Raw genomic sequence first — 25552 nt, forward strand, 5'->3', positions numbered from 1 at the left:
TTCAACGCCGTTCGCCAGCATCATTGACGAGGATCCATGAACGGTCTCGCCGCAAGCATTCTGGATGGCATTGACAACATCGGCGAGGACTTCGTCCGCACCGTCTATATGCAGTTGGGCAATGCGATGGGCAACGTCTTCACCCTCATGCTCACCCTCTATATCGTGTGGTGGGGCTATTCGATCCTGAGCGGGCGCGAGTCGATGTCGCCGCTCGAAGCGGCCTATCGCCTCGGCCGCGCCGTCATCATCTATCTGCTGCTGACCGGATGGGGCACATTTTCCGCGACGATCTATCAGCTTGTCCAAAGCATTCCAGACGAGGTCGGTAAGGTGATCATCGGCGCCGTGTCGCGTGCCACCGGCAATCAGCTCAGCGACCAGGGGGCAATTCCAGCGCTTATCGACAACCTCTACCAAGGGGCGCAGGACGTCGCCAATCAGGTTTATAGCGGATCCTTCTATGACATCTTTGGCGCGCTCTTGTCGCTGCTCGTCCTGCTGTCGGCCATCATCTTCGCAGCGCTTGCCATTGCCGCGATCATCGCCGCCAAGGTGATGTTGTTCATTACGCTCGCTCTGGCGCCGATATGGATCATTCTTTGGCTTTACCGATGGTCCTCGCGCATGAGCGAAGGCTTCCTTTCGCTCACCACGTTTCTGATGATCCAGCAAATCCTCATCTACGGCTTTCTCGGTTTCTACTTCTCGCTCGTTAATGCCGCGCTGAACACCGCCACATCAGGTGGAGCGACCATGGACAGCAAGATGTCGCTGGTACTGCCCTTGGTTTTGGTGACGATCATCGGGATCTATGTTCTCATGCAGATACCCTCGATTGCTTCGATCCTGAATGGCGGCGGGTATCTCAGCACCGTGGGCGCATACAACCCTTATAGAAACTTCGGCAAAAACGCGGTGCGCTACTCTGGGGCCCAATGGGCCGCCGGCCGCACCGCTCGGGGCGCCCGACAGTTAGCGGCAAACAGCTTCCGATCTCCGCGAGCAGTAAGGGCGGACGACGCGGCTCGGTCAGCCATCCAGCAAGGTGCGCGCGATAACGCCAGGCCTCTGGCCTAGAACACACGAACGATCATCGATCGCGGTCCTTGATCAGGATGCGTCACGCAAACGAGGCAATAGCAAGTGTCAACTCCATCGGAAACGACTGCTAACAGCAGCAGCGAAGTCGTCGACAGACGCTATTACAAGGCAGGCGCGACCTGGGAAGACGACACGCACCGGTCAATGCGCCGATCGCGTACATTAGCATGGATCGTCAGTGGCGTTTCCGGACTGGTTGCGGTGCTGTCGCTGTTGGCGCTCGTGCTGATCCTGCCGCTCCGGCAGTTCGAGCCCTACGTTGTCGAGGTCGACAAATCGACGGGCTACCTCGAGATCATGCGCGCGCTCAAGCCTGGCGATCTGTCGCAGAACGAGGCCGTCACGGCGGCCAATCTGGTGCGCTACATCAGGGCCCGCGAAACCTACGATTCGCGTGAACTGAAACAGAATTACGACCTGGCGCAGCTCTACTCCACCGATGCCGCGTCCAAGGATTTGACGTGGCTTTACACGCCAGCAAATCCGCACTCGCTGGACAAGATTTTCGGCCGCAATGTCACCGTCGCGGTCGAGATCAAGTCGGTTTCCCTGCTCAATCGCAACACGGCCTCGGTGCGCTTTGCCACAACGACGCGGCGGGACAATTCGTCCACCGCCGACAATTGGGTGGCGGTGATAAAATTCCGCTACACCTCAACGCCGCTCAAGAACGAATGGCGTTTCGACAACCCGTTGGGATTTCAGGTTACGGATTACCGCCGCGACCAGGAATCGGCGCCGGCCGCGGGGAGCCTGCAATGAGACGGCGCGTGAAGCTGGCGCTGTGTGCCGCCCTTCTCTTCTGCGCGACCCATAGCGCGGCGGCGCGCGATGGCCGCATCCGATATGTCACCTTCAACAATGACGACGTGACGTCGGTGCGCGCCGCTCTCGGTATTTCGACGATGGTCGAACTCAGTCCGACCGAAGTCATCGAAACCGTCTCGGCTGGCGACACGAAGGGCTGGTCGATCATTCCCAAACGCGGATCCAGATTTCTGTTCGTCAAGCCGCTGGAGCGCGATGCTTGGACCAACGTCAACGTGGTCACCAACCGGCGCGTCTATTCCCTGCTGCTGCAGGCAACTGACAATAGCCGCGACCGGGCATCCTTCCAGGTCCGGTTCAAATACCCGGACGAGGATATCAACGCGCGCCTGCTCTCGCAGGCCAAGGAGAGCGCCGCCGATCCGGATTTGAAGGACCTGAACTATGCCGATCTCAATTACGACTATGCGTACAAAGGCGATGACAGCTTGAAGCCGCGCACCGTGTTCGACGACGGCACCAAGGTGTTTCTGGAGTTCAAGGGTGACATTCCGGCGATCTTCGTGGTCGACGACAAGCGCCATGAGTCGTTGGTCAACGTTCGCACTCAGGGCAAATACACCGTCATCGACAAGGTGGCACGGCAATTCACCCTGCGAGCCGATGGCAAGACACTCTGCCTTTACAACCGGGCTCGACCCAACGCTATCGATCCAGTCGAGCAGGTCTACGGTCCAACGAAACTGACAGGTGGTTCCACCCTGTTCGGGTCCAGCGGAGGGCGGTGATGACGCAGATCGACTATAACCAACTGGACGGCAGCCCGACGGTCGCGCGCCGCGGTGCGGGTGTGGGTACCAGGATCGCCCTGGTCGGCCTCGGCGTGGTGCTGGTGGGCGCGCTGATATGGCTGAACTGGCCTCGGGAGCCGGTATCGCGCGATCTTCGCAGCGATGGCGAGGAAAACTTCAACCCGCCGGAGTTTCGCCCGCCGGCGTTGAACGAGCCGCCTCAACCAGCCGACGGCACGATCGACCAGATCGTGGTGCCGCCACCGGCCGACGACCAGAAGGGCACGCAGCAAGCCGATAATGTCGATCAGACCGTGCAGGAGGGCGCGGATCTCGATGCGCAGCGGCGCGCGCTGGAGGCACAAATGGCGGCCGAGGAAGCTCGCCGCAAGGCCGAGGAGGAAGAAGCCCGCCGCAAGGCCGAGGCTGAGGACGAGGCTCGCCGCAAGGCTGAGGCGGCCGAGCACGAAAAGGCCGTGTGGGAACGCCTACGGTCCAACCAGATGGTGACGAATGGTGAAACCGGCTCGACGGATGCCGGCGCCCAGGCGGCACAGGCCGAAATCGCGCCCGACGGTCAGATCGTCCCGGTCCCCGGCGCCGACAGTGATCCCAACAAGGCATTCCTGGCGCAGTCCGAGGCAAGTTCTTCCGGGATCGTCAAAGCCAAAATCTTCCGACGCACCGATGCGTTGATCCCTGAAGGAACGATCCTTCGCGGCTATCTAGAAACCGCTGTTAACACCGACCTTCCCGGCGCCGTGCGCGCTGTCGTGCGAGAGGACGTGTTTGCGCTCGACGGCAGGCGTGTTCTGATTCCGAAAGGATCGCGTCTGACCGGAGAATACCGCTCGGGGCTTGCGCGCGGACAAAAGCGTGTTTTCATCGTCTGGAGCAGGGTCATCCGCTCGGACGGCATTTCCGTCGATATCAAATCGCCTGGTGCAGACGCGCTCGGCCGCGGTGGCATGGGCGGCCGTGTCGATACGCACTGGGTTGAACGCTATGGCAACGCCATCATGCTTTCCGTCGTTGGCGGCGTCTCTGAATATCTGTCCTCGCTTGGCGATCGCGGCCAAGATGGACAACAGCGCCAAGTGTCGACGATCGATCCCGTAACCGGTGAGACCACGACCGTAACTTATGGTGGCAATGGCTCACAGCGCGACGCCCGCGGCATCGCCTTCGACAAGTCATCGACCGCCCTGCAGCAACTCGCGCAGGAGGCGTTTCGCGACACGCAGAACATTGGCCCGACCGTCTATGTCGACCAGGGTACATCCATTGTCGTGCTGGTGCGGCGGGATCTCGATTTCTCGGATTTGTACGCTGACCCCGTTCAGGAAGAAGTTGCACGCCTGAAGGCAGGTGGGCGGCCGAAGACGGCGATCGATCCGACGCCTCTTTACGCGACGCCAAAGGATCATTTTTATCCCGGCTATGGGAGGCCGGTGAAATGAACGCCGTGCATCCCCTCCCCGACCCTTGGGCAAGAGCCCCGGTCCTGCGCGCTCATCTGGAGCCAATATGGTCGTATTTGAACGAAGACTCGGTTTCCGAGATTGCGATCAACAGGCCAGGTGAATTGTTCATCGAACGCCTCGGCGCCAAGGAAATGGAGCACGTCGTCAAGCGCGAGGTCACGCCCGGCTGGATTAGGCATATCGCGACGGGTGTCGCCTCGGCGACAAATCAGGTCATTAACGAAGAAAAACCGGTCCTGTCGGCAGCACTACCCTCAGGCGAGCGCATCCAATGCATCTTGCCGCCGGCGGCTCCCGAAGGCGGGGCGATCTCGATCCGCAAGCAGGTCATCATGGATATGAGCCTTGATGCCTACAAGGATCTCGGCGCATTCGAGGACACGGCGATGGGCAGCGGCCTGGCGCTTTCGACCGAAGAAAAGCGACTTGTCGAAATGCTGCAGGACACGTCGCCGATGGAGTTCCTCCAGTATGCGGTGCGCAACCGCGTCTCGATCGTCGTTTCAGGCGGCACGTCGACCGGCAAGACGACGTTCTTGAATGCACTCCTGAAGGAGATCCCGCCTCATGAACGGATCATCACGATCGAAGACACCCGCGAACTGAGGCTGCCTGCTCCCAACAACGTCACGCTGATAGCCTCGAAGGGCGACCAGGGCCTCGCAAAGGTCTCCGCCCAGCAACTGCTTGAAGCCTCGCTTCGCATGCGGCCCGACCGCCTGTTGTTGGGCGAGTTACGCGGCGCTGAAACCTTCGCGTTTCTGCAGGCGATCAACACCGGCCATCCTGGTTCGCTCACGACCGTTCATGCCAATTCCGCCCGGTCCGCCTACGAGCGGCTGGCGCTGATGGTCATGCAGGGCAGTACGGGGCTCTCACGGAGTGAAATCCTCGACTACCTGCGCGAGGTCATTCCGGTGGTCGTCCAGATGGTCCGCACCGAAGGCGGACGACGCGGCATCAGCGAGATCAAGTTCACCAAGGCCGAGACGATCTAGCGAGGCCCCACCCATGCAGAAAATCGCAACAGCAATTTTCATGGTGCTTATGGCCATGGCCATGGGCGTCCTGCTCTTCACGGTAGCCTATGCCGCGACTGATTGGTACCGGACTGGCTCCCACGTCCTGTTCGATCAGCTGAACGCCAATCCCTTGCCGGTTGTTCGTCTGGCCTGGGCTGACGTGACTGCGAGAAATTTTGACCGGGTGCAATACGCCATTGCGGCGGGATTTTTTGGGTTTCTGTTGCCACTGGTCAGCTTGTTTCTCATGCGTCCGACAAAGCGCAATGACTCTCGCTTCATGACCATGAGCGACGTTTCGAAAACCGGCCTGACAAAAGTTGGCGGCGTCTTCGTCGGTCGGGCCGGCGGCAGGCTCGCCGAAATTCTGTCGCCCAGCCGCGATCAGCGCTCAGGCAAGATCCGCTTGACGCAGCACAAGCTGATCGGCGGCAAGAAATTGTGGATTGATGGCGATGATGTCGGCGGCTTCGTGATAGGGCCGCCGCGCTCCGGCAAGGGCACGTCGCTCATCATCCCGAACGCCCTGACCTGGCCGTATTCGCTCGTGGTTCTCGACCTGCGGGGCGAGACCTATGCGGCGACTGCTGGTTACCGTTCGACCATCAGCCGCGTGGTGCGTTTCGCACCTGCTGATCCGGACGGCAATACGGCATGCTACAATCCGATGGACTTCATCTCGCTGGACTCGGCTCAGCGCGATATCGACCTTCGCAACATTGCTGCGGCGCTGTTTCCGCGCCCCCCGTCCAACGCGGATCCCTACTGGGTCAACGACGCCCGCCTTCTCTTTACCGGCATCGCGTCCTTCGTCATGGAATCGCCTGCGATCCCGAACGAGAAGAAGACCTTCTCCACAATCCTCGAGATCATGAATGGTGCCGAGCAGCCGCTCCTGGAGTTCATCGGCTCGCTGCGCGAGGAACGCCGCCGCGAATGTTCGCACTTCACGCTGCAAACCTTGTTGCCGTACTTCGAGATGTCTGAGCGGCAGTTTTCTGGAATCTACGCCGGCGTGCGGACCGGCATGGCCCCCTTTCTCAACGAGCGCTTGAGGCGAGCCACCTCGCGCAGCACCTTCGATATTCGCAAACTCAAGCGCGACCGGATCTCTCTCTATCTCGACGTGCGGCGCGAGCAGATCACCTCCCTCGGGCCGTTGTTCAACGTCCTGATTACGCAGATGATGAACTTCATGTCGGAAACCATGCCGCGTCCGGACGAGCATCCGGTGCTTGTGCTGCTCGACGAGTTTCAGAACCTCGGCAAGCTCGAGAACGTGACCGAAATGGCGAGCGTGCTTGGCGGCAACGGGGTCTCCATGTGGTTTTTCGTGCAGTCGCTGAAGGCCGTAGACGAGATCTATCGCCAGGAAGGGCGCAAGACGCTCATCAACGCTGCTCGCGTGCAGATCTTTTTCGGTGCGCAGGACGCGGACGATCTCCGCTACGTTTCCGAGCAGCTCGGCGAAACGTCGGACGTCCAAAAGGACGTGACGCGCACCAAGGCAACGTTGTTCGACACATATTACACGCGCTCGGAGCACCGCAAGCAAGTGCGGCGGCCCCTGATGCGGCCGGATGAAATCCGCACGCTTGACAAGAACAAGGTCATCATATTGCCGCGCGGCGAACTGCCGATCCTCGGCACCCGCAATTTCTATTTCGCCGACGGCCAGCTCGCCAAACGCGCGTTCATGCCCCTGCCCGCCTCTGTCGAGGTTTCGCGCACGAAAAGACCTGCGTTGGACGCTTCCGCGGCGGTTCCATCCCGTGCGCTCCCGACCATTGTGCCGACAGCATCGGCGTACCGCTCAGGCCTCTTGCAAACCCGCCTGCGGCGCGGCGCAACATTTGCCGCAAAAGCGGGCCCTATAGCTCCGCCGCCGGGCCGGCGCGCAATCGTAAAAGAACGACTGAAAGCGACAGATGCTGCAGCCGCACAAGCCTATGGCGCCATAGATTTTTCCGCTTTGGCGGCCAAAGCGGTGACAACACGCATAGCGCCCGACAAGGAAGCGGCGGTTGCGGCCATCCTGAACAAGGTGCGGTCTCTGCGCGCCAACGCATCCGACACCGAAACTTTCGATCGAAATCTCAGCATCGTCGAAGATGCTTTGCCTGATCTAGTCGATTAGCCGAGAATCTACGACGATCGCCGACAATGAGCCTCCCGCCCAACCGCACAGGCCGCATTCTTGATGACCAGCCACGACGGCCTAAGCTGCGAGGTCAGAGTAGCTTCCGCGTTTCAGTGGCAGTTTTGCTTTTAAATCGCGAAAGTTTAATTATGGTCCTATTGTTTGCTATTTGTAATCAGAGACTTAGATTCTCATAATATCCATTATGTTAAATTGCCGGTATTTATTGTTCTTTGCTACTATCATTCCGAAACCGGAATCCAAGGGCGTTGGCCCTGACCCACCGGCTGCGTCCTATTCGAGGCAATTAACGGTTCAGATAGTCGATCACGCGTTGCAATGGCGCCGGTGCCAGGCCTGTAGAAGCTCCCTGATAAAGGCAGAGTCTCCCGGTCACAGCCAGGGCCCAGCGCGCGCTGCCCTCATGCCCTAAGCTTTTCGCAACCTATGAGGCAAGAGGCAATTTGACGTTAAAACCCCCAAAACGCGGAATTGCCGCGAAAGCCGACCCAAATGCGCGGCGTGACCCCGCCATTTGGTCCTAAACTTAGCTCTCAGCGCGGCTGCAAAAGCTGGGCTTTGCGCCGCGCACATCAATCAAAAAGGGGAATAAGGAGAAATCAAATGAAAATGCACATCCGCATGCTGGTGCTGACCGCCGCAATCGGCTTTGCCGTCCCCGCCTTCGCGGGGGAGAAGATCAAAATTGGCTCGTCCAACTGGCCGTCGATCCAGGCAATGTCGAGTGTTCTCAAGGTTATCTCAGAGAAATATTTCGGCGATAACGCAGAGGTTGTGAACAGCACGCTGCCTATAATTCTTTCATCTATGGATCAAGGTGACGTCGATATACTGGCCGAAATCGGCTCGCCAAACCACGACAGTTTTATAAAAACCTATGTTAAAGATAAAAAGACTGTCAAACTCGGTCACATTACATATCAAATGTTAACCGGGCTATGCACCACCAAACACACTCAGCAAACTCTTGGACTAACGTCGATATACGACTTGTCCAAGCCGGAAATCGCAGATCAGTTCAAGACAGCTGATGGTGGAAAACCGAAGTTATGGATTGGCCCGACGGGTTGGAGCTCGTCAAAGGTCGAGATTATACGTGCGCGGGACTACGGTTACGCGGATCTCTTCGATCTGTCCACGGTGGAAGAACCCCTTGCGATAGTGGATCTCGAACAAGCCATCCGGTCGAACAAACCCTGGGTCGGTATCTGTTACACGCCCCACCCAACGTTCTCAGGCCCAGATATTGTGATGCTTGAGGAGCCTGCCCACGATGACACGAAATGGAAGGTGGTCCAGCCTGACGAAAACGTGAACTGGCTTCAAATGTCGTCCGTGCAAACGGCTTGGAAGCCGACGTCCCAGTATATCGCTTACTCAAGCAAGCTGGAGCAGAAAGACCCCAAATTGGCCGCTCTGATTGACCACATGCAATTTGGACCGACAGAGATTGCCGATTGGATTCAGGCGGTCGGGGTCGAGAAAAAGGATCCTGACGAAGTTGCCAAGGCTTGGGTGGCCAAGAACGACGCCAAGATTCTCGGTTGGATGGCTGCAAAACCGTAATGATGGCGGCGTGACGCTTTTCGAGTCAAAGAGGCGTCACGCCAACCGCGAAAAAAGTAGGGTTATCTGACATGAAGTTAGCAGCAGCGCAGATCACGACTGAAGTTGGAGATGTCCAGGCGAACCTTAATTGTTCTCTCGCTCGCATCGAGGAAGCCGCTGCGCATGGGGCCGATCTGGTTTGTTTCCCCGAGAGTGTTCTGGATGGCTACGCTTGCGAGAGCGATGAGTTGCCGCTCTGGTCCAGGGCTTTACGCGATCCAGAGATAAGGGATATTCAGGCTGCTGCAAGGAAGGCCCGTATTTGGGTCATGTGGTCGCTGGCCGAAAAAGTCGACTCAGGTATCGCCAACACGGCCATTTTAATCGGTCGTGACGGGCAAATTGCAATGACTTACAGGAAAACTCACCTATGTGCGGAAGACAATGAAGCCGTCGCGTACACACCAGGGATCTCTTTTGACGTCGTTTCCGTTGAAGGTCTGAACGTCGGTGCGATGATCTGCTATGATCGTCATTTTCCAGAGGTGGCCCGGACGATAAGGCTTAAAGGGGCAGATCTCATCCTGCATCCCACGGCTACTGATTGGTTCAGCGAACACTCGAGAACGAACAGCATCAACACGGCCATGATGCGGACTCGCGCCTATGAAAACCGGGCCTTTATCTTAAGTGTAAACCGGGCGAATGACGGCGGAGGAAGCGCGCTATTCGGACCTGATGGCAGTATTATAAGCTTGGCAGGACCTGGCGAGGAAATGCTCTATTGCGACGTCGATGTCACTTTGAAACATAAAAACCGCTACGATTTGATGGCGGCTCGGCGTCCCTCGATCTATTCGCCACGGTAGGTGTACCATAAGCAAATCCGATGCGGCGCGATAGCTCTTGGGTTGGTGCCGTTCGATACCTTCGCGCGGCCGCGCGGCGTGAGGTTATGCATCGCGTCTTGGGCCCGTCGGTATCAGAATTAAGCAGCAGGAAACCGCGGATGAGCGAAGAGACTGCCCGGAAAGTGGCGCGTGAACTTGTGATGGAGAACGACTTTTTCACGAAGCACGCCACAGAGGACGAAATCAGACGAAACTATGAATATGATCTCAGAAAATTCGTCCAGCATTCGAGCACGGCTTCGATCAACCCAAGCCCGACAGGCTTGGAGTCGTTTCTCACTGCCGCTTACCACGCCATAGAGAGAGCTCTGGCGTTGGAGCATACCCGCGCCGGTTTTGGCCAACGGTTTTTGCCCCTGATATTCTCGGCAATTTCCGAATTGGAACGCGACAATCATGCCAGGTTTGCAACAGCAGGCGCCCGCGGCTCTCTCAGAGAGTACGTCCGCTTTCATGACGAAAAAGGGTACGCTTTACCGCCCAATTTCGAAGCTCAGCTGCGAGAATTTGCGCGTGAAATCGGAGGACAGCCAGTCCCTGGCGGGACTGTCACCATCACGAAGGATGATTTGGAGCAGGCTACGCATTTTGATTACGACCGCTTCGTGAAGACCCGATATAGTGTCAGACACCTCACAGGCGAGCCTGTCTCGCAAGACGTTATCCGCCAAGCCGTTAGTCTGGCAACCAAGACGCCAAGAACATGCAATCGAGAAATGCGGCGCGTCTATACCGCTACTGATGCTAAGCTCATTGAGCACGTCCTAAGTTATCATAATGGCAACAAGGGCTTTGGTCACAGACTCGGCGCCCTTCTGATCGTAACGGCCGATTTGCGCGAGATGTATGAAATTGGTGAGCGGAACCAGGGTTGGATCGATGGTGGACTTTTCGCGATGTCCCTTGTGTATGCGCTTCATGCAGCGCGATTGGGAACTTGCCTGCTAAACTGGTCGGTCGATTGTGATCGCGATCAAGCATTCCGTGACGAGTTTGCGATTCCTGATAATGAGGTGATCATTACGTTCATCGGCGTTGGCCACGTCCCCGAGAAATTCCAGGTGGCATGTTCCCCGGGCCCTGACGTTGAGGAATTGGTGAGCGAAATCAAAATCAGAGTGAAACCGTAATTCGGCACAAGCCCGCCGCGTCGAGATCGAATTCGCAGCGGGCAGCCTCCTCTTGATTAAAATAGGATCGCCCCGCCGAGAAAACCGGGCGCTACTCCTCTCGCCTCGAAATCAAAGAAAGCCTACTCAAGCCTCTTCGAGCTTTTATCACCTCGAGCGAGCCAAAGAGCGGTTCGTGGGCGTCACGCCGGCGACGAGAATGCGCGTAACAGCCCCGATATGCGCGGCGTTACCGCCAAAATCCGGAAAAAACGCTGCAGATCCGCGCAATAGCCCTAATATACTGCGCGGCAATAAGGGGAACAAAGTTGACTATGAACACAATCGCTGACGCCCAACTCAGCATCTCTGCCGTGTCAGCCAACGGACGCTCGCAGCGGTCGAACGATAACGGTCAGAGCTCAGAACAGCGCGATGAAGTCGTATCCTGTTCGTGTGTTTGGAAGATTTTTGGATTGCGTGCCGATGAAGCGATGGCTGCGATCAATCGAGAAGGTCTGAGCAAGGACGAGGTGCTTGCTCGTTTCGGCTGCGTGGTAGCGGTCAAAGATGTCAGCTTTTCCATCAAGAAGGGCGAGATCCTCGCGATCATGGGCCTGTCCGGCAGTGGAAAATCAACTCTTGTTCGCCATGTAAACCGGCTCATAGATGCCACCAGTGGCGTCATCCGCCTCAATGGCGTCGACATTTCGAAGGTTTCGAAGGCTCAGCTAAGGTCGATCCGATCCAAACAGGTCGGCATGGTTTTTCAGGATTTTGCCCTTCTTCCACACTGGACCGTCCGCGACAACGTCGCATTTGGTTTGGAGTTGCAGGGAGTACCCAAACTTGAGCGCTGGGCCAAAGCTCAAGCTGCGATCGAGCGGATGGATCTGAAAGGCTGGGAGGATCGCGTTCCCTCAGAGCTCTCCGGAGGAATGCGGCAACGCGTTGGTATCGCGCGGGCGTTGGCGGCCGATCCGTCTGTATTGCTCATGGACGAGCCTTTTGGTGCTCTTGACCCGCTGATCCGGCGCGACCTCCAGGACCAATTCTTGGAACTATCTCGAGACCTCCACAAAACCACACTTTTCATCACCCACGATCTCGAGGAGGCGTTCCATCTGGGCGATCGTATCGCCATAATGAAGGACGGCGCGATCGTCCAGATTGGAACCGCCGCAGATATCATTACATCACCGGCCGATGCGTACGTGGCAGAGTTCGTTCGTGGCATCTCTAGGATTCCCATCCTCACTGCGCGTCATGTCATGAGCCCTTTGGATCATGGAGCGCTCCCCATGGGAGATAACACTCCCATGGCTAGCCTCGACACGCCCCTATCGGAGCTGATCGCTAGGGCTGCCGAGAACCGATCCGACATTGTGATTCAAGATCAATCGGGCCGAGCTGTCGGCAAGGTCACAATAGAGACAATGCTGTTGTCGATGAAAGAGGTGCGCTGACATGAGTAGATCATTCAAGGATCAAGACTGGTCAGGTTCCATGGCCGAGTTCACTGGCCCAAATGACAGCTATTATCAGTCGAAATTCATTAGCATCTTTAAAGGAAGCAGTTCCAAATACCGACCGAATTTCGCCGCCGGATTTATTGGGCCGCTGTGGGCTGCCTCGCGCGGTCTCTACGGGGCATTCCTCGTGGCTGGACTGATCGAGATCGCACTCGTGATCGGCATTGTCTTTCTAGCCACGGGGGGGCTCACAGCTGATAACGTCGCCCGTGCTGTGTCGCTTGAAAAATTGTCAGAAGCTCGTCTCGCCCAAGCCGATGACGAGCGTCAGAAGGGCAACACCGACTCGGCCAATCAAATGTTGGAATTGTCAAAGTCGCTGAGCCAGTCTGCGGTTAAAGAACGTGCGGCTGCTGAAGTGAGGGCCCGGGCCGCGACGACACTCATCCTGGCAACTGCCGCCGCCCTCCTCGGGCTCCGTGTCATTTTGGCCATTGCAGGGGACTGGCTTTACGCGCGGCAATACATGCGCTGGCGGCGAAATCGGGCCACGCCTTCGGGCCGGAACTATATTCGTGTCGTTGTATGCGCAGCTCTGCTTTGCATCATCTATGTGGTTGCCCTCTTTGGCGCCAGCACGCCGGAACTCGCCAGCATGTTGGCTGTTCAATCGAACACATCTGACATAGCGGGAATGACGGCGACCGCGCTTGACCAGTTTTTCGCCACGCTGACGCAATCCGGACGCTCTATATTTGATGCCATCACGGGCAGTATCTCGGCATTGGTCGCGTCTGTCGAAAGTCTGCTGCAAGGTTTGCCCTGGATTTGCACTGTCCTAGTTGCGGTCTTCGCGGCATGGCTTCTTGCGGGGAGTGGAACCGCCGCTTTCACCGGCATCGGATTGGTCTATCTGGCCCTATTCGGGTTCTGGCAAAAAAGCATGGTCACAATCGCGCTGTTGGGCACGGCTGCAGTGTTGGCGCTCTGCATCGGTATTCCGCTAGGAATCCTATGTGGCAAAAGCCCCCGTGCGTACCGTCTGTTCAGGCCGATTCTAGACCTTATGCAGACAATGCCGGCGTTCATTTACCTCGTACCGATCATAGCGTTCTTCGGTATCGGTAAAACACCTGGCGTGCTTGCAACGATCATCTTCGGCATGCCGCCAGTAGCGCGCCTCACCGCACTTGGCCTTCAGCAAATACCGCTGAGCACTCGGGAGGCAGCCGTCGCTTTCGGTGCTACGCCTTGGCAAAGCCTACTGAAGGTCGAGCTCCCGCTGGCGATGCCCTCGATCATGGCAGGCGTCAATCAAACCATTCTTATGTGTCTGTCGATGGTGGTGATTGCTTCTCTCATCGGAGCGGGAGGCTTGGGAGAAGATGTCCTACAGGCACTCCAGTTCGCATCAGTCGGACAAGGGTTCTTGGTGGGGGCGGCAGTGCTGATCTGCGCCATCATTCTCGATCGTCTCATACAGGGAAAACGGAGTACAAACCAATGAAAATCAGACTTTCAATTCTCGCACTCGCTGTCGCAATGGGATTTTCCGCGCCGGCGACGGCGCAGGAAAAAATCAAAATTGGCTCCTCTAACTGGCCATCCCTCCAAGCAATGTCCAGTGTACTGAAGGAAATAACCGAGAAATATTTTGGTGCCTCATCAGAAGTTGTTAACAGCACACTGCCCATCATCTTAGCTTCCATGGACAAAGGTGAGATCGATATCCTCCCGGAGATATGGTCGCCAAACCACGATAGCTTGATAAAGGCTTACGTCAAGGAAAAGCAGACTGTGAAGCTTGGCAGTATGACCTTCCAGACGCTTTCCGGAATGTGCACCACTCGGCATACGCAGGAAAAATTTGGCGTGAAATCGATCTATGATCTCTCCCGTCCCGATATCGCAGATATCTTCAAGACCGCCGCAGGCGGAAAGCCGAAACTGTGGATCGGCCCCGCAGGCTGGAGTTCGTCCAAGACCGAGTTAATCCGCGCACGGGACTATGGATATGCAGACCTTTTTGAAATGACGACAATTGAGGAGAGCCTCGCGATCGTCGACTTGGAGCAGGCAATCCGTTCTGACAAGCCATGGATCGGCATTTGCTACACCCCTCACCCAACTTTTTCGCGCAAGGAAGTTGTTATGCTCGAGGAGCCGGCGCATGACGATGCGAAGTGGAAAGTTGTCCAGCCAGACCAAAATCCAAACTGGCTTGCAATGTCTTCGGTCACGACCGCCTGGGCCCCGATCTCCGTCAATATTGCCTACGCCAATGAGTTGGAAGCTAAGGATCCGAAGCTGGTCTCCCTTCTGAAGAATATCACGATCGACCCTGCGGAAATCGCTCAATGGATCGACGCGGTTGGCAACAAGAAGATCAATCCAGATACGTTTGCCAAGGATTGGGTCGCAAAGAACGATGCCAAAATCCTCGGATGGATGGCTGGGAAGGCCAATTAAATATCTGATCCCAGAAAGATGAGAATGCAAATGTCATATGTGATCCCGTTTGACGCTGGCGAATACGACAAGCGTCTGCGCAACGTGAAAAAGCGCATGGACGGCGCCGGTATAGACCTATTGCTCTGTACAGACCCGGCCAACATCAACTACCTGACGGGCCTTGATGCCCTGTCCTTCTATGTGCCCCAGATTCTTCTCGTGCATAAAGACGAGCCCACCCCTTTATGGTTTGGGCGCATGATGGACACATCATCAGTCAGGATTACTACCCGTCTTCCGGAACAGAACTTGCTCCCTTACCCCGAGACGATGCTGCATCAGCAGCACGTGCATCCGTTCAAGGCACTATGTGAGCATATAGAGTCGAGGGGATGGGGTAACCAAACGATCGGCGTTGAAATGGACGTCGACTATTATACTGCCCGCTGTCACCAGACCATTTTGGCGGGTCTTCCCAATGCCAAGGTCGTCGACAACCGTCGACTCGTTAATTGGGTTCGGTTGGCTAAGTCGCCTGCGGAGCTCCGATATATGCGAGAGGCCGGCAAAATCACGACTGTTGCCATGCAACAGGCCATCGACAATCTCCTCGCGGGAAAAAAGAGCTACGAAGTGGCGGCCGACATCCTGCACACCTCCATTATAGGGACCGAAGGGCTGTATGGAGATTCCCCCGCAGCCTTCCCTTTTGTGATGGTTGGTGAAGACGCTCATGCTTGCCATCTCTACTGGACAGACCGGGAGATGCCGACCAATGAAATGGTTGTCATCGAACTGGGAGGGGTTAGGAAGCGGTATCATTGCCCTCTGGCGCGAACGATCCAGTTGGGAACACCGTCCTCAGAGCAGAATCGCCTTGCTGATGTCATCATCGAGGGCGTCGATCGGGCCCTGGAAGCGGCCAAACCAGGCGTAACGTGCGGAGAGGTCGAGAACATTTGGCAAAATGTGCTTCGCAAGAACAATCTGTCGAAGGACAGCCGTGTTGGTTATCCGATCGGCATCGCGTATCCGCCGGACTGGGGTGAAAAGACCGCCAACATCCAAGACGGAGACCGAACCGTGCTAGAGGTGGGGATGTGTTTCCACTTCCAATCCGGGCTTTGGCTGGAAAAGCAGGGGATAGCGCTGTCGGAGACTTTTGCGGTCTCCGACGGGGGTGGTCAACGCCTGTCTTCCGTCCCCCATCGCCTGTTCTCCCGTAACTGAAAGGTTTTCGACGCGCCGCGATATGTCACCGCGGCGCGTCGGCCCTCCATGCTGGTCCCTGCCCCCCTCAAGGGCAAGGAAATCCGCTGCGATCATCGTGGCAGCCGACCTTCGATGGATTACCTGACACCGATTACGCGTGGGACGGCATACTGGCGGAAGGCTACATCACAAGCTAAAAATCGTAGGGCCAATTTTCGTGAGGTCGGGGGCAGCCGGTGAGTGTTGAAGACATCGACGATTATGATCGAAAAATTCTACGTATCATCCAGTTAGATGCCGAGCGGCCGGCCTCAACAATCGCTGAGGAAGTGAACCTCTCGGCGTCCGCGGTCCAGCGTCGCATCAAGCGTTTGAAAGACTTAGGCGTCATCGTTGCAACGGTTGCCGTGGTCGATGCCAAGAAGGTTGGCCGGCCTTTGGTTTTTTTGGCTGCGATCGAAGTTGAACGGGAACGCAAAGATCTGCTCCTTCAGCTCAAGAAATGGCTGCTAGGCGAGAGCTACGTCCAGCAGGCATTTTATACGACCGGGGCATCGGATTTGACCGTGATCATTACTGCAAAAGATGTGGAGGAATACGACCACATTACCCAAATGATGGTTGAAATGAATCCGAACATCAAACGCATCAACACGAGCGTTTGCCTCCAAGTCTACAAACGTGGCAGCGTCATTCCAACGGACTGAGCGGGTGCCACTTATGCTTGCTTGGCCTGCGAGATGCCGTTCGACGGCGCAACGGCTCTAGCGAACGCTGCCAAACGGCTCAGTTCAAGCCTTATGTTGGTGGCCAATCGCTTGCGCACGATCAGCAGATGGAGCAGTGGAATGGGAGTTCGATCGCCCACGGTTGTGTTTTCACCGAAGGCCAGCCGCTCGGTACCGGGAGCCAGGATCGGTTTGATCCTTTTGAATACGGATGAGGTGGGAGAAGGCGCGTTCCAACGTTTAATGCCTGACGATGTTGCCGTATACACGACTAGGACCGCTTACAGCCACGCAGGAGGTGGTTTTACCACGCCAACCTCGTTCACGGAAATCGCCAACACTCTTCCGCCCAGCGATCGATTTGACGTGCTGGCATTCAGCTGCACCAGCGGGACGGTGGCCCTCGGCATACCGACCTTGCTTCGCGAACTCGAGCAAGCGTGCCCCGGTGTTAAATATACCTCACCGGGGATCGCGATGATCGAAGCGATCCGACACATCCAAGCAAAGCGCGTCGCCTTGCTCACTCCTTACGGTTTCGACTTCCACCAAAAATTCCTGCCCTTCCTGGCGAACGCCGGCATCCATGTGGCTTCGGACGGCGTCTTCGATTGCAAAACCGATATCGAGATCTGCGAACTGGATGTGGAGGAGATTTTGGTCGCTGCGAAATCGCTGGTCAAACAATCCGCGGCAGACGTTTTGTTCTTGTCGTGCACGGCCATGCCTGTCGTGCCTCACCTGGCACGATTTGAGCGTGAGCTAGGTATACAGGTTATGTCCAGCACTCAGGCGTTAGCTTGGCACACTCTGAAACTCGCAAGCTATAAAGCTTCGATCAAGGGCTTCGGTAAGTTGCTCGACGCACAGTGGGCCTGACCTAATGCGGAGCCCGACCTTGGCTGGTCCGTAAGCTGCCGAGAGATAACTGCGGTCAGTCTGTGTGAGCCACAGTCAGGATAAGACACTTCAATGTCTCGGTCACCACCCATTTCCCGCTCGTGCCCGGATGAAATAGGACTGCATCGCCACTCTTGAGCAATATAGTGTCACCCTCTTCAGACGTAAACCGCCCGACCCCGGACAGTATTTGACAGAATTCCAACGCTTCTGTGGCGTGGCGCCATTCGCCGACACTCCATTCTGTTACCAGGATTCTCATGGAATCCGCGGGCGACACATACAAAAGCTTCTGGCGCGTCCGAATACCCTCGGCAGCCGTCAGCTGATGTTCAGCGGGGCAATTTATAGGCACTGGAGTAGGTTTAGGCCGCCGCGGCAAAGCGGAAGCCGGCAGAACTATAGGCATCATCATGCGCTAACCTCGGGATCGACGTCGTCTGCCAAAATCTCGGCTGGTTGGAAGCCATGGCCCCGTACTGGCGACACTAAGGGGTCGATACAAAAGAAGTTTTTCAAAGGCCGGTCCAGCACGTCGAAACGATTTTCATGATCCGCGCGAGCTACCTGACTGCGCGCAGCGTCATGATAGTGTTCCACGGCGCCTAGCAGCCGCAAACAAATGCCGATTGTCGCGGCCAACCGGCCCATATCCTAACAAATACGCGGAATTTCCGCGCTGTGACCCGGTTAATTTCCCTGAGGAAACAATGGAAGGTGCGCAAGTCATTGCAGCCCCTTCATTAGGTTACAGGGTCCCATGACACATTCTTCGCCACTTCGTCCTCGCGCACCGGCCGCACGTCACCACGAAATCGTCATTCTGGGCGGCGGCATAGCGGGCGCAAGCGTTGCCTATCACCTCGCGAAAATGGGGAAAAAGGACGTCGCTCTATTGGAGCGCAACACCCTGACGTCAGGGACGACCTGGCATGCCGCCGGGTTGATTATGCAAACCCGCGGCACACATTCCCTCACCGAAATCGCGAAATACAACGCCGAACTGTACGATGCGCTCGAGGGCGAAACAGGCCAGGCCACGGGGCTGAAACGTAACGGTACGCTTGGCGTTGCCCGGACCAAGGATCGTCTGCACGAAACAGCTCGCAACGCCTCGGTCGCTAAGAGCTTTGGCCTGGAGGCCCACATGATCTCGCCGGCCGAGGCCAAGGCCATTTATCCCGCGATTGACGCCTCGATCATCGAGGGGGCCGTCTTCATCCCCCGGGACGGACAGACCAATCCCATCGACACATGTATGGCGCTGGCTGCAGGCGCCAAGCAAAACGGTGCCCGGATTTTTGAGAACCAGGAGGTCAAGGATCTGTGGCGGACGCCCGAGGGTCTCTATCAATTGCAGACCGACCATGGGCTGATTGAGGCCGAGACGCTGGTCCTCGCCTGTGGGCTCTGGACGCGGGACCTCGCGGCCAAGCTCGGTGCTCGTGTACCGCTTTATGCCGCCGAGCATTTCTATGTGGTCACCGAACCGATGGACTTCATCCGGCCGACGTTGCCCGTCCTGCGCGACACTGATGGGCATGTTTACCTGAAAGAAGACACGGGCAAGCTGCTGGTCGGTGCGTTCGAGCCTTGGGGCAAGCCGGTCGCGATGAACCAGTTGCCCAAAGACACAGCTTTTATAGAGCTTAGGGAGGACTGGGACCACTTTGAACTGCCGATGACCAAGGCAATCGAAATCGTCCCAGACTTGGCCAACGCTGGGATTGCTAAGTTTTTCAACGGGCCTGAAAGCTTTACTCCGGATCTGTTGTTCATGATTGGTGAAGTTCCAGGATTGAAGAACCTATACGTTTCTTCTGGGTACAACTCAGAAGGTATTGAGTTTGGCGCCGGTGCCGGCAGGGCCTTGGCCGAATGGATCGTCGCCAAATCCCCCCAGATGGATATCAGCTTTGTCGATGTGGGCCGGTTTCACCCGTTCCAGATCAACAAACGCTACCTTCACGACCGCACGGCCGAAATCCTCGGTCTGCACTACAAGATGCATTGGCCGAGTCATCAGCGGGAGACGTCTCGAGGCGTGCGAAAGAGCCCGCTCCATGACCGTTTGGGCAAACTAGGCGCAAGTTTTGGCGAGGGCATGGGATGGGAACGCCCCATGTGGTTTGCGGAACCGGGGCAGTCTACCGAGAATATTTATTCGTACCAGGAGCCTAACTGGTTCAAGAACACTGCCGAAGAATGCCGCGCCGCCCGCACGGACGCGGTTCTGTTTGACCAAAGTTCGTTCGGGAAGCATCTCGTCCAGGGCCGAGACGCCTGTCGGTTCCTGCAGTGGCTCTGCGCCGGCAATGTCGACGTCCCCGTTGGCAAGCTCGTGTATACCCACATGCTCAATGAGAAGGGAGGGATTGAGACCGACATCACCGTCAACCGGCTTTCGGACACAGAATACCTGATCATTTCTTCTGCCACCGTCCATCCGCGCGATACAGCTTGGATTCGCAAGCATATAACTCTGGACTGGAACGTGACACTTACGGACGTCACCTCAGGCTATGCGGTTCTTTCACTCCAGGGGCCAAAATCTCGCGAAATTCTTAGCAAGGTTACCGACACCGATCTCTCGAACGAGGCTTTTCCTTTCGCGACCAGCCAGGAAATTGATGTTGGTTATGCGAGAATCATAGCTAACAGGTTGACGTATATCGGAGAACTGGGCTGGGAGCTTCATATCCCCACGGAAATGGCCCAGCATATTTTCGATGTGCTCTGGGAGGCAGGCGCCGAACATGGCCTACGGACCGCCGGCTATCATGCGCTTGAGCACCTCCGCTCGGAGCGAGCCTATCGGGAGTATGAGCTCGACCTTACCCCGGTAGACACCCTTCTGGAAGCGGGCCTCGGCTTCACGATCGACTGGTCGAAGGCTGGCGGCTTCCAAGGCAAAGAGGCTACAGAGGCTCAGAAAGCAGCGGGAACGCCGCGCAAGCGGCTATTGGCGTTCAAGCTGCGGGATGCAAAACCTTTGCTCTTCCGTGAGGAACTCATCCGCTACAATGGCGCCATTGTCGGGTACATCTCCTCAGGAGTGCGTAGCTTTACCTTAGGCACATCCATAGGCCTCGGCTACGTCAACAACGCCGATGGCGTCAGCCGTGAATGGATCGATGCCGGAGACTGGCAGGTCGAAATCGCCGGTGAACTTTTTGACGTAGACGTTTCGCTCCAGGCCTTTTTCGATCCGAAGGGCCTGAGAGCCAAGGTCTGACGAGCATCTGGCTTTAGGATAGGCGCAGCGATGCTTAAAATGATGACTGCAAGGCGCCTGTTCAGCTTCTATCTCGCGCCGGAATTCTCCCTGCAGGCGTTTTCGTCCGCTGTGGAGGCCTTGCGATTGGCCAATGAGGTGCTTGAGACAGACATTTATGCCTGGCGCATTGCATCTGATGATGGGCACCCAGTGAGGGCGAGTTGTGGGCTTATGATCTCGGTCGATCATTCGCTCAAGGACGAGCGCAGTCTTGTCGGAACGATAGGCTTATTTCCCGCCGTTGCTGTCGTGTGCGGGGGGAGCCGCCCCCTGCCCCCGAATCGAATCGTGCAGGGCTGGTTACGCGAGTGCCGCGCACGGAAACTCGCGTTGGCTGGCGTCGCGAGCGGTGTGTTCAGCATTGCGCAAACTGGCTTGGCCGACGGGCGAAAATGTGCAGTGCACTGGGAACAGTATCCTGCATTTGTTGAGCAGTTCCCTAATGTGAATGCAGTTCAGTCCGCCTTTGAGATTGACCAGGAGACATACTCCTGCTCCGGCGGCGTTGCCACTTTCGACATGTTCGTGCATTTAGTCAGCGGAGATTGTGATCCCTTTGTAGCAGGCCGGGTAAGCGAAAAGGCTGTCGCCATCAAAGTTCGTCAGCCTGGAGAGCGGCAGCGATTCCCGCTGCATTCTGGCGCCGCGATTCAGCATGATGGTTTGTTGAAAATCATCGAGCAAATGGAGACGCATCTTGACGAGCCGATCGCTCTAAAAGACGTGGCCGCTGCAAACTGTTTATCCCGGCGCCAAATCGAGCGCATTTTCTCCCAGAAAATAGGACGATCGCCAGCACGATATTACCTCGATATGCGGCTCGAGCGGGCTCATTTGCTCATTGTCAACTCTCAGATGCCAATCGTCGAAATAGCAATGGCCTGCGGCTTTGTCTCAGCCTCCCATTTTTCAAAGGCTTATCGCGACATTTATGGAATGACACCGCGCGTCGCGCGGGCAGAAGCCCTTGAGCGTTTGCGTCGTGGCCCCGCTGCAGCCTAAACGAGCATCTACATGTCGCCAACTTGATACAGGCGAGAGTGACTGATCTGACCCCATGACATCAGCCAAACTCGACCCGATCGATCTCAAGATCCTCGAAGCCATACAGCGCGACGGTCGTATCACCAAGCTGGCGCTGGCCGAAAGGGTCGGCCTGTCCCCAACGCCGTGCTGGATGCGTCTGCGTAAGCTGGAAAAGGCCGGCATCATCTCGGGTTACCACGCTACCATCGCTATGCGTGTGGTCGCGCCGGTCGCAACCGTCCTGATGGAGGTTACGCTGGCCAGCCACCGCCAGGCTGACTTCGACCGCTTCGAGCGCGTCATCCGCGATATACCCGAGATCGTCACCTGCTGGTCGGTGGGCGGCGGCGTCGACTACGTGGTAAAAGTGATGGCGCGCGACATCGATGCCTATCAGCGTCTGGTTGACAGCCTCCTTCAACGCGAGATTGGGATCGATCGTTATTTTAGCTACATCGTTACCAAGTCAGTGAAAGAAGAAGCAGTGATGCCTCTAGCGAGTCTCCTCCCGACAAAGCCGTAACGGGCCCAACCGAGATATTATCTAGTTGGTCCCTGCATATAAGAGATTCCGTCTCCAGGTACGCTGGCAAATAGTCTCTCTGTCCTTCTCTCGTGGCTACTCTCGGCGTGAGACAAACCCGGGAGCTCAGATTATGTCCGCGCACTTTTCCCGCACGATCCTCCATGACGCACTCGACCGGCTCAATGACCGGCGGCTTTTACGTGCCCTTGCGTATGTCGATGGCCAATGGACCGCCAGCGAAGCCGCCGAAAGTTTCGAAGTCACAGATCCGGCAAGCGGAGTTACTGTGGCTGTTGTTGCCAGCCTTGATGCCGGGCAAACGACGAAGGCAATCGATGCCGCTGCGCGCGCCTTCCCGGCCTGGCGTGCCCTGTTGCCGCAAGAGCGTGCCGGGATCCTGCGTAAATGGTTCGAGTTGATCATTGCCGCAAAAGACGACCTTGCCCTGCTGATGACATTGGAACAAGGAAAGCCGCTGAAGGAGTCGCTGGGCGAGATCGACTATGCTGCATCCTTTGTTGAGTGGTACGCAGAAGAAGGCAAACGCCTCAACGCCGAGAGCGTCAGCAGCCACCTCCCGAACGCAGAAATGATGGTGCGCCGGAGCCGCTAGGCGTCGTCGGCGTTGTTACGCCGTGGAACTTTCCCTGCGCTATGCTGACGCGGAAAGCTGCTGCAGCACTCGCCGCAGGCTGCCCAGTGGTCGCTCACCCCTCCTCTGAAACTCCCCTGTCGGCGTTGGCCCTCGCTGAGCTTGGTGAGCGCGCTGGTCTGCCGGCTGGCGTCTTTAATGTCGTTACGGGAAAAGCTCAGTTCATCGTCGGCCGGATGTGCGAGGATCCGCGCGTGCGCGTCCTGAGTTTTACAGGCTCGACCGAGATTGGACGGTTGATCGCGACTCAAAGCGCGCCGACCATGAAGCGGCTGGTGATGGAGCTCGGTGGGCACGCACCGCTGATCGTCTTTGCCGATGCCGACCTTGACAGAGCGGTGAGCATTGCAGTCGACGCCAAATTCGCCACGTCCGGTCAGGACTGCCTGGCCGCCAACCGCATCTATGTACAGCGGCCAATCTATGATCGGTTCTGCACCGAGTTCGCGCGCCGTGTCGAGACCTTGCGGGTCGGCAATGGGCTTGCCGACAAAATTGATATCGGACCGCTGATGCATGAGCGAGCCGTTAAAAAGGTTGAGGAACAGGTCGCCGACGCGCTCGCCCGTGGCGCGCGTTGCCTTATCGGTGGCAAGCTTCACACGGCGGGATCGCTGTTCTACGAGCCGACGCTGCTTGTCGATGTCCCTGATGAAGCGCTGATCATGTCCGAGGAGACGTTTGGTCCGGTCGCCGCGGTGACGCCGTTCGACAGCGAGGACGAGGTGATCGCCCGCGCCAACGCCACCGAATATGGCCTCGTCGCCTATGTCGTGACCGAGAATGGCGCCCGCCAGCAGCGCCTGGGGCGCGCGCTCGACTACGGCATGGTCGCCATCAATCGCGTCAAGATCACCGGCGCGCCGATCCCGTTCGGCGGTGTCAAGCAATCCGGCATCGGCCGCGAAGGCTCGCGCCACGGGCTCGAAGCTTTCACGGATCTGAAGTATCTCTGCCTGGACGTCGCATAAGTCCGTCCGGCCACATCTCAAGGAGTCAAAAATGCTCGACCAGTCCAACGAACTCGCCGCCTGGGATCGCGACCACTTCTTCCATCCCTCGACCCATATGGGCACCCATGCGCGAGGCGAGAGCCCGACGCGCATCATGGCCGGCGGCGAAGGCGTCACCGTCTGGGACAACAATGGCAAAAAAAGCATCGACGCCTTTGCCGGTCTCTATTGCGTCAATGTCGGCTATGGCCGCGAGAAGATCGCTGACGCCATCGCCACCCAGGCGAAGAACCTTGCCTACTATCACGCTTATGTTGGCCATGGCACCGAGGCCTCGATCACGCTTTCCAAGATGATCATCGACCGCGCGCCGCAAGGCATGTCGCGGGTCTATTTCGGCCTCTCCGGTTCCGACGCCAACGAAACCAACATCAAGCTGATCTGGTACTACAACAATGTGCTGGGACGGACGGAGAAGAAGAAGATCATCTCGCGCTGGCGCGGTTATCACGGCTCCGGCGTGATGACCGGATCGCTGACCGGGCTCGACCTGTTCCACAATGCCTTCGACCTGCCGCGCGCACCGATCCTGCACACCGAGGCGCCGTACTATTTCCGCCGCGCCGATCGTTCGATGAGCGAGGAACAGTTTTCGCAACACTGCGCCGACAAGTTGGAGGAGATGATCCTCGCCGAAGGCCCGGAAACCGTCGCCGCCTTCATCGGCGAACCGATCCTCGGCACCGGGGGCATCGTGCCGCCGCCAGCTGGCTATTGGGAAAAGATCCAGGCCGTGCTGAAGAAGTATGAGGTGCTGCTGGTCGCCGACGAGGTGGTGACCGGCTTCGGTCGGCTGGGCACCATGTTCGGCTCCGACCACTACGGCATCAAGCCCGACCTCATCACCATCGCCAAGGGTCTGACCTCGGCCTATGCGCCGCTGTCGGGCGTCATCGTCGGAGACAAGGTCTGGCAGGTGCTGGTGCAAGGATCCGACAAGCTCGGTTCGCTCGGCCACGGCTGGACCTATTCGGCGCATCCGATCTGCGTTGCCGCCGGCGTCGCCAATCTGGAACTGATCGACGAGATGGACCTGGTGCGGAACGCCGGCGAGACCGGCGCCTATTTCCGCGCCGAGCTTGCCAGGGCGGTCGGCGGTCACAAAAACGTCGGCGACGTGCGTGGCGACGGCATGCTGGCCGCGGTCGAATTCGTCGCCGACAAGGACGACCGGATGTTCTTCGACGCCTCGCAAAAGATCGGACCGCAGGTCGCGGCAGCGCTTGGCGAGCGTGGCGTCATCGGCCGCGCCATGCCGCAGGGCGACATTCTCGGCTTCGCGCCGCCGCTCTGCCTAACGCGCGAAGAAGCCGACACCATAGTTGTGAAGACCGCTGAAGCCGTAAAAGCCGTCTTTGCTAACCTGTAAATGCCCTTGCCGACCTACAAACCACGTC

At 57.4% G+C, this 25552-nt stretch carries 21 protein-coding genes and 1 pseudogene; 20 read left to right on the plus strand and 2 right to left on the minus strand.

The window, feature by feature from the left end; translation table 11 throughout:
* The first annotated feature begins 36 nt into the window (after window positions 1-36).
* The 15 genes from AC1D10_RS32205 (at window position 37) to AC1D10_RS32275 (ending at window position 17640) form a co-directional block, all read left to right on the plus strand.
* Window positions 37-1080, plus strand: a complete 1044-nt coding sequence (locus AC1D10_RS32205) for a TrbL/VirB6 family protein (protein ID WP_477278831.1) — start codon at window positions 37-39, stop codon at window positions 1078-1080.
* Between the two features lie 66 nt (window positions 1081-1146).
* Window positions 1147-1866 carry a VirB8 family type IV secretion system protein gene (locus AC1D10_RS32210; protein ID WP_477278832.1) on the plus strand — a complete coding sequence of 240 codons (720 nt, stop codon included), beginning with the start codon at window positions 1147-1149 and terminating at the stop codon, window positions 1864-1866.
* The gene (locus AC1D10_RS32215; protein WP_057143246.1) at window positions 1863-2660 is read left to right on the plus strand and encodes a TrbG/VirB9 family P-type conjugative transfer protein; all 798 of its coding nucleotides are present in this window, start codon (window positions 1863-1865) and stop codon (window positions 2658-2660) included. Before AC1D10_RS32210 ends, AC1D10_RS32215 begins: the two co-directional genes overlap by 4 nt.
* A complete protein-coding gene (gene virB10, locus AC1D10_RS32220) occupies window positions 2660-4123 on the plus strand; it encodes a type IV secretion system protein VirB10 (RefSeq protein ID WP_477278833.1) in 1464 nt (487 codons plus the stop codon). The genes AC1D10_RS32215 and virB10 overlap by 1 nt, the downstream gene beginning before the upstream one ends.
* A complete protein-coding gene (gene virB11 / locus AC1D10_RS32225) occupies window positions 4120-5145 on the plus strand; it encodes a P-type DNA transfer ATPase VirB11 (RefSeq protein WP_477278834.1) in 1026 nt (341 codons plus the stop codon). Before virB10 ends, virB11 begins: the two co-directional genes overlap by 4 nt.
* Window positions 5146-5158: 13 nt before the next feature.
* Window positions 5159-7306: a type IV secretory system conjugative DNA transfer family protein gene (locus AC1D10_RS32230; RefSeq protein ID WP_477278835.1), complete on the plus strand. Its 2148-nt coding sequence runs from the start codon at window positions 5159-5161 to the stop codon at window positions 7304-7306.
* Between the two features lie 627 nt (window positions 7307-7933).
* Window positions 7934-8896, plus strand: a complete 963-nt coding sequence (locus AC1D10_RS32235) for a glycine betaine ABC transporter substrate-binding protein (RefSeq protein ID WP_477278836.1) — start codon at window positions 7934-7936, stop codon at window positions 8894-8896.
* Window positions 8897-8967: 71 nt separating this feature from the next.
* Window positions 8968-9747, plus strand: a complete 780-nt coding sequence (locus AC1D10_RS32240) for a carbon-nitrogen hydrolase family protein (RefSeq protein WP_477278837.1) — start codon at window positions 8968-8970, stop codon at window positions 9745-9747.
* A 140-nt stretch (window positions 9748-9887) separates the two neighbouring features.
* Window positions 9888-10919, plus strand: a complete 1032-nt coding sequence (locus tag AC1D10_RS32245) for a nitroreductase family protein (RefSeq protein WP_477278839.1) — start codon at window positions 9888-9890, stop codon at window positions 10917-10919.
* A gap of 314 nt (window positions 10920-11233) precedes the next feature.
* Window positions 11234-12364: a quaternary amine ABC transporter ATP-binding protein gene (locus AC1D10_RS32250; RefSeq protein WP_477279067.1), complete on the plus strand. Its 1131-nt coding sequence runs from the start codon at window positions 11234-11236 to the stop codon at window positions 12362-12364.
* 1 nt (window position 12365) lies between these two features.
* Window positions 12366-13877 carry an ABC transporter permease gene (locus AC1D10_RS32255; protein ID WP_477278841.1) on the plus strand — a complete coding sequence of 504 codons (1512 nt, stop codon included), beginning with the start codon at window positions 12366-12368 and terminating at the stop codon, window positions 13875-13877.
* Entirely contained in the window at window positions 13874-14839 is a 966-nt protein-coding gene (locus tag AC1D10_RS32260; RefSeq protein WP_477278843.1) for a glycine betaine ABC transporter substrate-binding protein, read from the plus strand. Before AC1D10_RS32255 ends, AC1D10_RS32260 begins: the two co-directional genes overlap by 4 nt.
* Before the next feature lie 30 nt (window positions 14840-14869).
* The gene (locus AC1D10_RS32265; RefSeq protein ID WP_477278845.1) at window positions 14870-16051 is read left to right on the plus strand and encodes a M24 family metallopeptidase; all 1182 of its coding nucleotides are present in this window, start codon (window positions 14870-14872) and stop codon (window positions 16049-16051) included.
* A 218-nt stretch (window positions 16052-16269) separates the two neighbouring features.
* Complete coding sequence (locus AC1D10_RS32270) at window positions 16270-16740, plus strand: Lrp/AsnC family transcriptional regulator (protein WP_477278847.1); 471 nt, start codon at window positions 16270-16272, stop codon at window positions 16738-16740.
* 33 nt (window positions 16741-16773) lie between these two features.
* A complete protein-coding gene (locus tag AC1D10_RS32275) occupies window positions 16774-17640 on the plus strand; it encodes a maleate cis-trans isomerase family protein (protein WP_477278849.1) in 867 nt (288 codons plus the stop codon).
* 55 nt (window positions 17641-17695) lie between these two features.
* Here the strand turns inward: AC1D10_RS32275 and AC1D10_RS32280 are convergent, their stop codons facing one another.
* Window positions 17696-18076 carry a cupin domain-containing protein gene (locus AC1D10_RS32280; protein ID WP_477278851.1) on the minus strand — a complete coding sequence of 127 codons (381 nt, stop codon included), beginning with the start codon at window positions 18074-18076 and terminating at the stop codon, window positions 17696-17698.
* Entirely contained in the window at window positions 18073-18303 is a 231-nt protein-coding gene (locus AC1D10_RS32285; protein ID WP_477278853.1) for a hypothetical protein, read from the minus strand. Before AC1D10_RS32285 ends, AC1D10_RS32280 begins: the two co-directional genes overlap by 4 nt.
* A gap of 118 nt (window positions 18304-18421) precedes the next feature.
* On the opposite strand from AC1D10_RS32285, the gene AC1D10_RS32290 reads away from it, so the two are divergent.
* The 5 genes and pseudogenes from AC1D10_RS32290 to AC1D10_RS32310 all read left to right on the plus strand — a co-directional run bounded on the left by AC1D10_RS32290 (window position 18422) and on the right by AC1D10_RS32310 (window position 25524).
* Window positions 18422-20896 carry a GcvT family protein gene (locus tag AC1D10_RS32290; RefSeq protein ID WP_477278855.1) on the plus strand — a complete coding sequence of 825 codons (2475 nt, stop codon included), beginning with the start codon at window positions 18422-18424 and terminating at the stop codon, window positions 20894-20896.
* A gap of 30 nt (window positions 20897-20926) precedes the next feature.
* Window positions 20927-21940 carry a GlxA family transcriptional regulator gene (locus AC1D10_RS32295; RefSeq protein WP_477278857.1) on the plus strand — a complete coding sequence of 338 codons (1014 nt, stop codon included), beginning with the start codon at window positions 20927-20929 and terminating at the stop codon, window positions 21938-21940.
* A 55-nt stretch (window positions 21941-21995) separates the two neighbouring features.
* On the plus strand, window positions 21996-22487 hold the full coding sequence (locus tag AC1D10_RS32300) for an Lrp/AsnC family transcriptional regulator (protein ID WP_477278859.1): 492 nt from the start codon (window positions 21996-21998) through the stop codon (window positions 22485-22487).
* 133 nt (window positions 22488-22620) lie between these two features.
* Window positions 22621-24113: pseudogene (locus AC1D10_RS32305) on the plus strand (NAD-dependent succinate-semialdehyde dehydrogenase).
* 31 nt (window positions 24114-24144) lie between these two features.
* Window positions 24145-25524: an aminotransferase gene (locus AC1D10_RS32310; protein WP_477278861.1), complete on the plus strand. Its 1380-nt coding sequence runs from the start codon at window positions 24145-24147 to the stop codon at window positions 25522-25524.
* Window positions 25525-25552 lie beyond the last annotated feature (28 nt).

It is taken from the genome of Mesorhizobium sp. P2_A8 (genome assembly GCF_056404935.1).

What these genes read in the sequence shown, in the direction of transcription:
- AC1D10_RS32250 (WP_477279067.1), top strand. Translation starts at nt 11,234, where the DNA reads ATGAACACAATCGCTGACGCCCAACTCAGCATCTCTGCCGTGTCAGCC.
- AC1D10_RS32290 (WP_477278855.1), top strand. Translation starts at nt 18,422, where the DNA reads ATGACACATTCTTCGCCACTTCGTCCTCGCGCACCGGCCGCACGTCAC.
- AC1D10_RS32280 (WP_477278851.1), bottom strand. Translation starts at nt 18,076, where the DNA reads ATGATGATGCCTATAGTTCTGCCGGCTTCCGCTTTGCCGCGGCGGCCT.
- AC1D10_RS32310 (WP_477278861.1), top strand. Translation starts at nt 24,145, where the DNA reads ATGCTCGACCAGTCCAACGAACTCGCCGCCTGGGATCGCGACCACTTC.
- AC1D10_RS32255 (WP_477278841.1), top strand. Translation starts at nt 12,366, where the DNA reads ATGAGTAGATCATTCAAGGATCAAGACTGGTCAGGTTCCATGGCCGAG.
- AC1D10_RS32275 (WP_477278849.1), top strand. Translation starts at nt 16,774, where the DNA reads ATGCCGTTCGACGGCGCAACGGCTCTAGCGAACGCTGCCAAACGGCTC.
- AC1D10_RS32205 (WP_477278831.1), top strand. Translation starts at nt 37, where the DNA reads ATGAACGGTCTCGCCGCAAGCATTCTGGATGGCATTGACAACATCGGC.
- AC1D10_RS32235 (WP_477278836.1), top strand. Translation starts at nt 7,934, where the DNA reads ATGAAAATGCACATCCGCATGCTGGTGCTGACCGCCGCAATCGGCTTT.
- virB10 (WP_477278833.1), top strand. Translation starts at nt 2,660, where the DNA reads ATGACGCAGATCGACTATAACCAACTGGACGGCAGCCCGACGGTCGCG.
- AC1D10_RS32240 (WP_477278837.1), top strand. Translation starts at nt 8,968, where the DNA reads ATGAAGTTAGCAGCAGCGCAGATCACGACTGAAGTTGGAGATGTCCAG.
- AC1D10_RS32300 (WP_477278859.1), top strand. Translation starts at nt 21,996, where the DNA reads ATGACATCAGCCAAACTCGACCCGATCGATCTCAAGATCCTCGAAGCC.
- virB11 (WP_477278834.1), top strand. Translation starts at nt 4,120, where the DNA reads ATGAACGCCGTGCATCCCCTCCCCGACCCTTGGGCAAGAGCCCCGGTC.
- AC1D10_RS32245 (WP_477278839.1), top strand. Translation starts at nt 9,888, where the DNA reads ATGAGCGAAGAGACTGCCCGGAAAGTGGCGCGTGAACTTGTGATGGAG.
- AC1D10_RS32265 (WP_477278845.1), top strand. Translation starts at nt 14,870, where the DNA reads ATGTCATATGTGATCCCGTTTGACGCTGGCGAATACGACAAGCGTCTG.
- AC1D10_RS32295 (WP_477278857.1), top strand. Translation starts at nt 20,927, where the DNA reads ATGCTTAAAATGATGACTGCAAGGCGCCTGTTCAGCTTCTATCTCGCG.
- AC1D10_RS32260 (WP_477278843.1), top strand. Translation starts at nt 13,874, where the DNA reads ATGAAAATCAGACTTTCAATTCTCGCACTCGCTGTCGCAATGGGATTT.
- AC1D10_RS32215 (WP_057143246.1), top strand. Translation starts at nt 1,863, where the DNA reads ATGAGACGGCGCGTGAAGCTGGCGCTGTGTGCCGCCCTTCTCTTCTGC.
- AC1D10_RS32230 (WP_477278835.1), top strand. Translation starts at nt 5,159, where the DNA reads ATGCAGAAAATCGCAACAGCAATTTTCATGGTGCTTATGGCCATGGCC.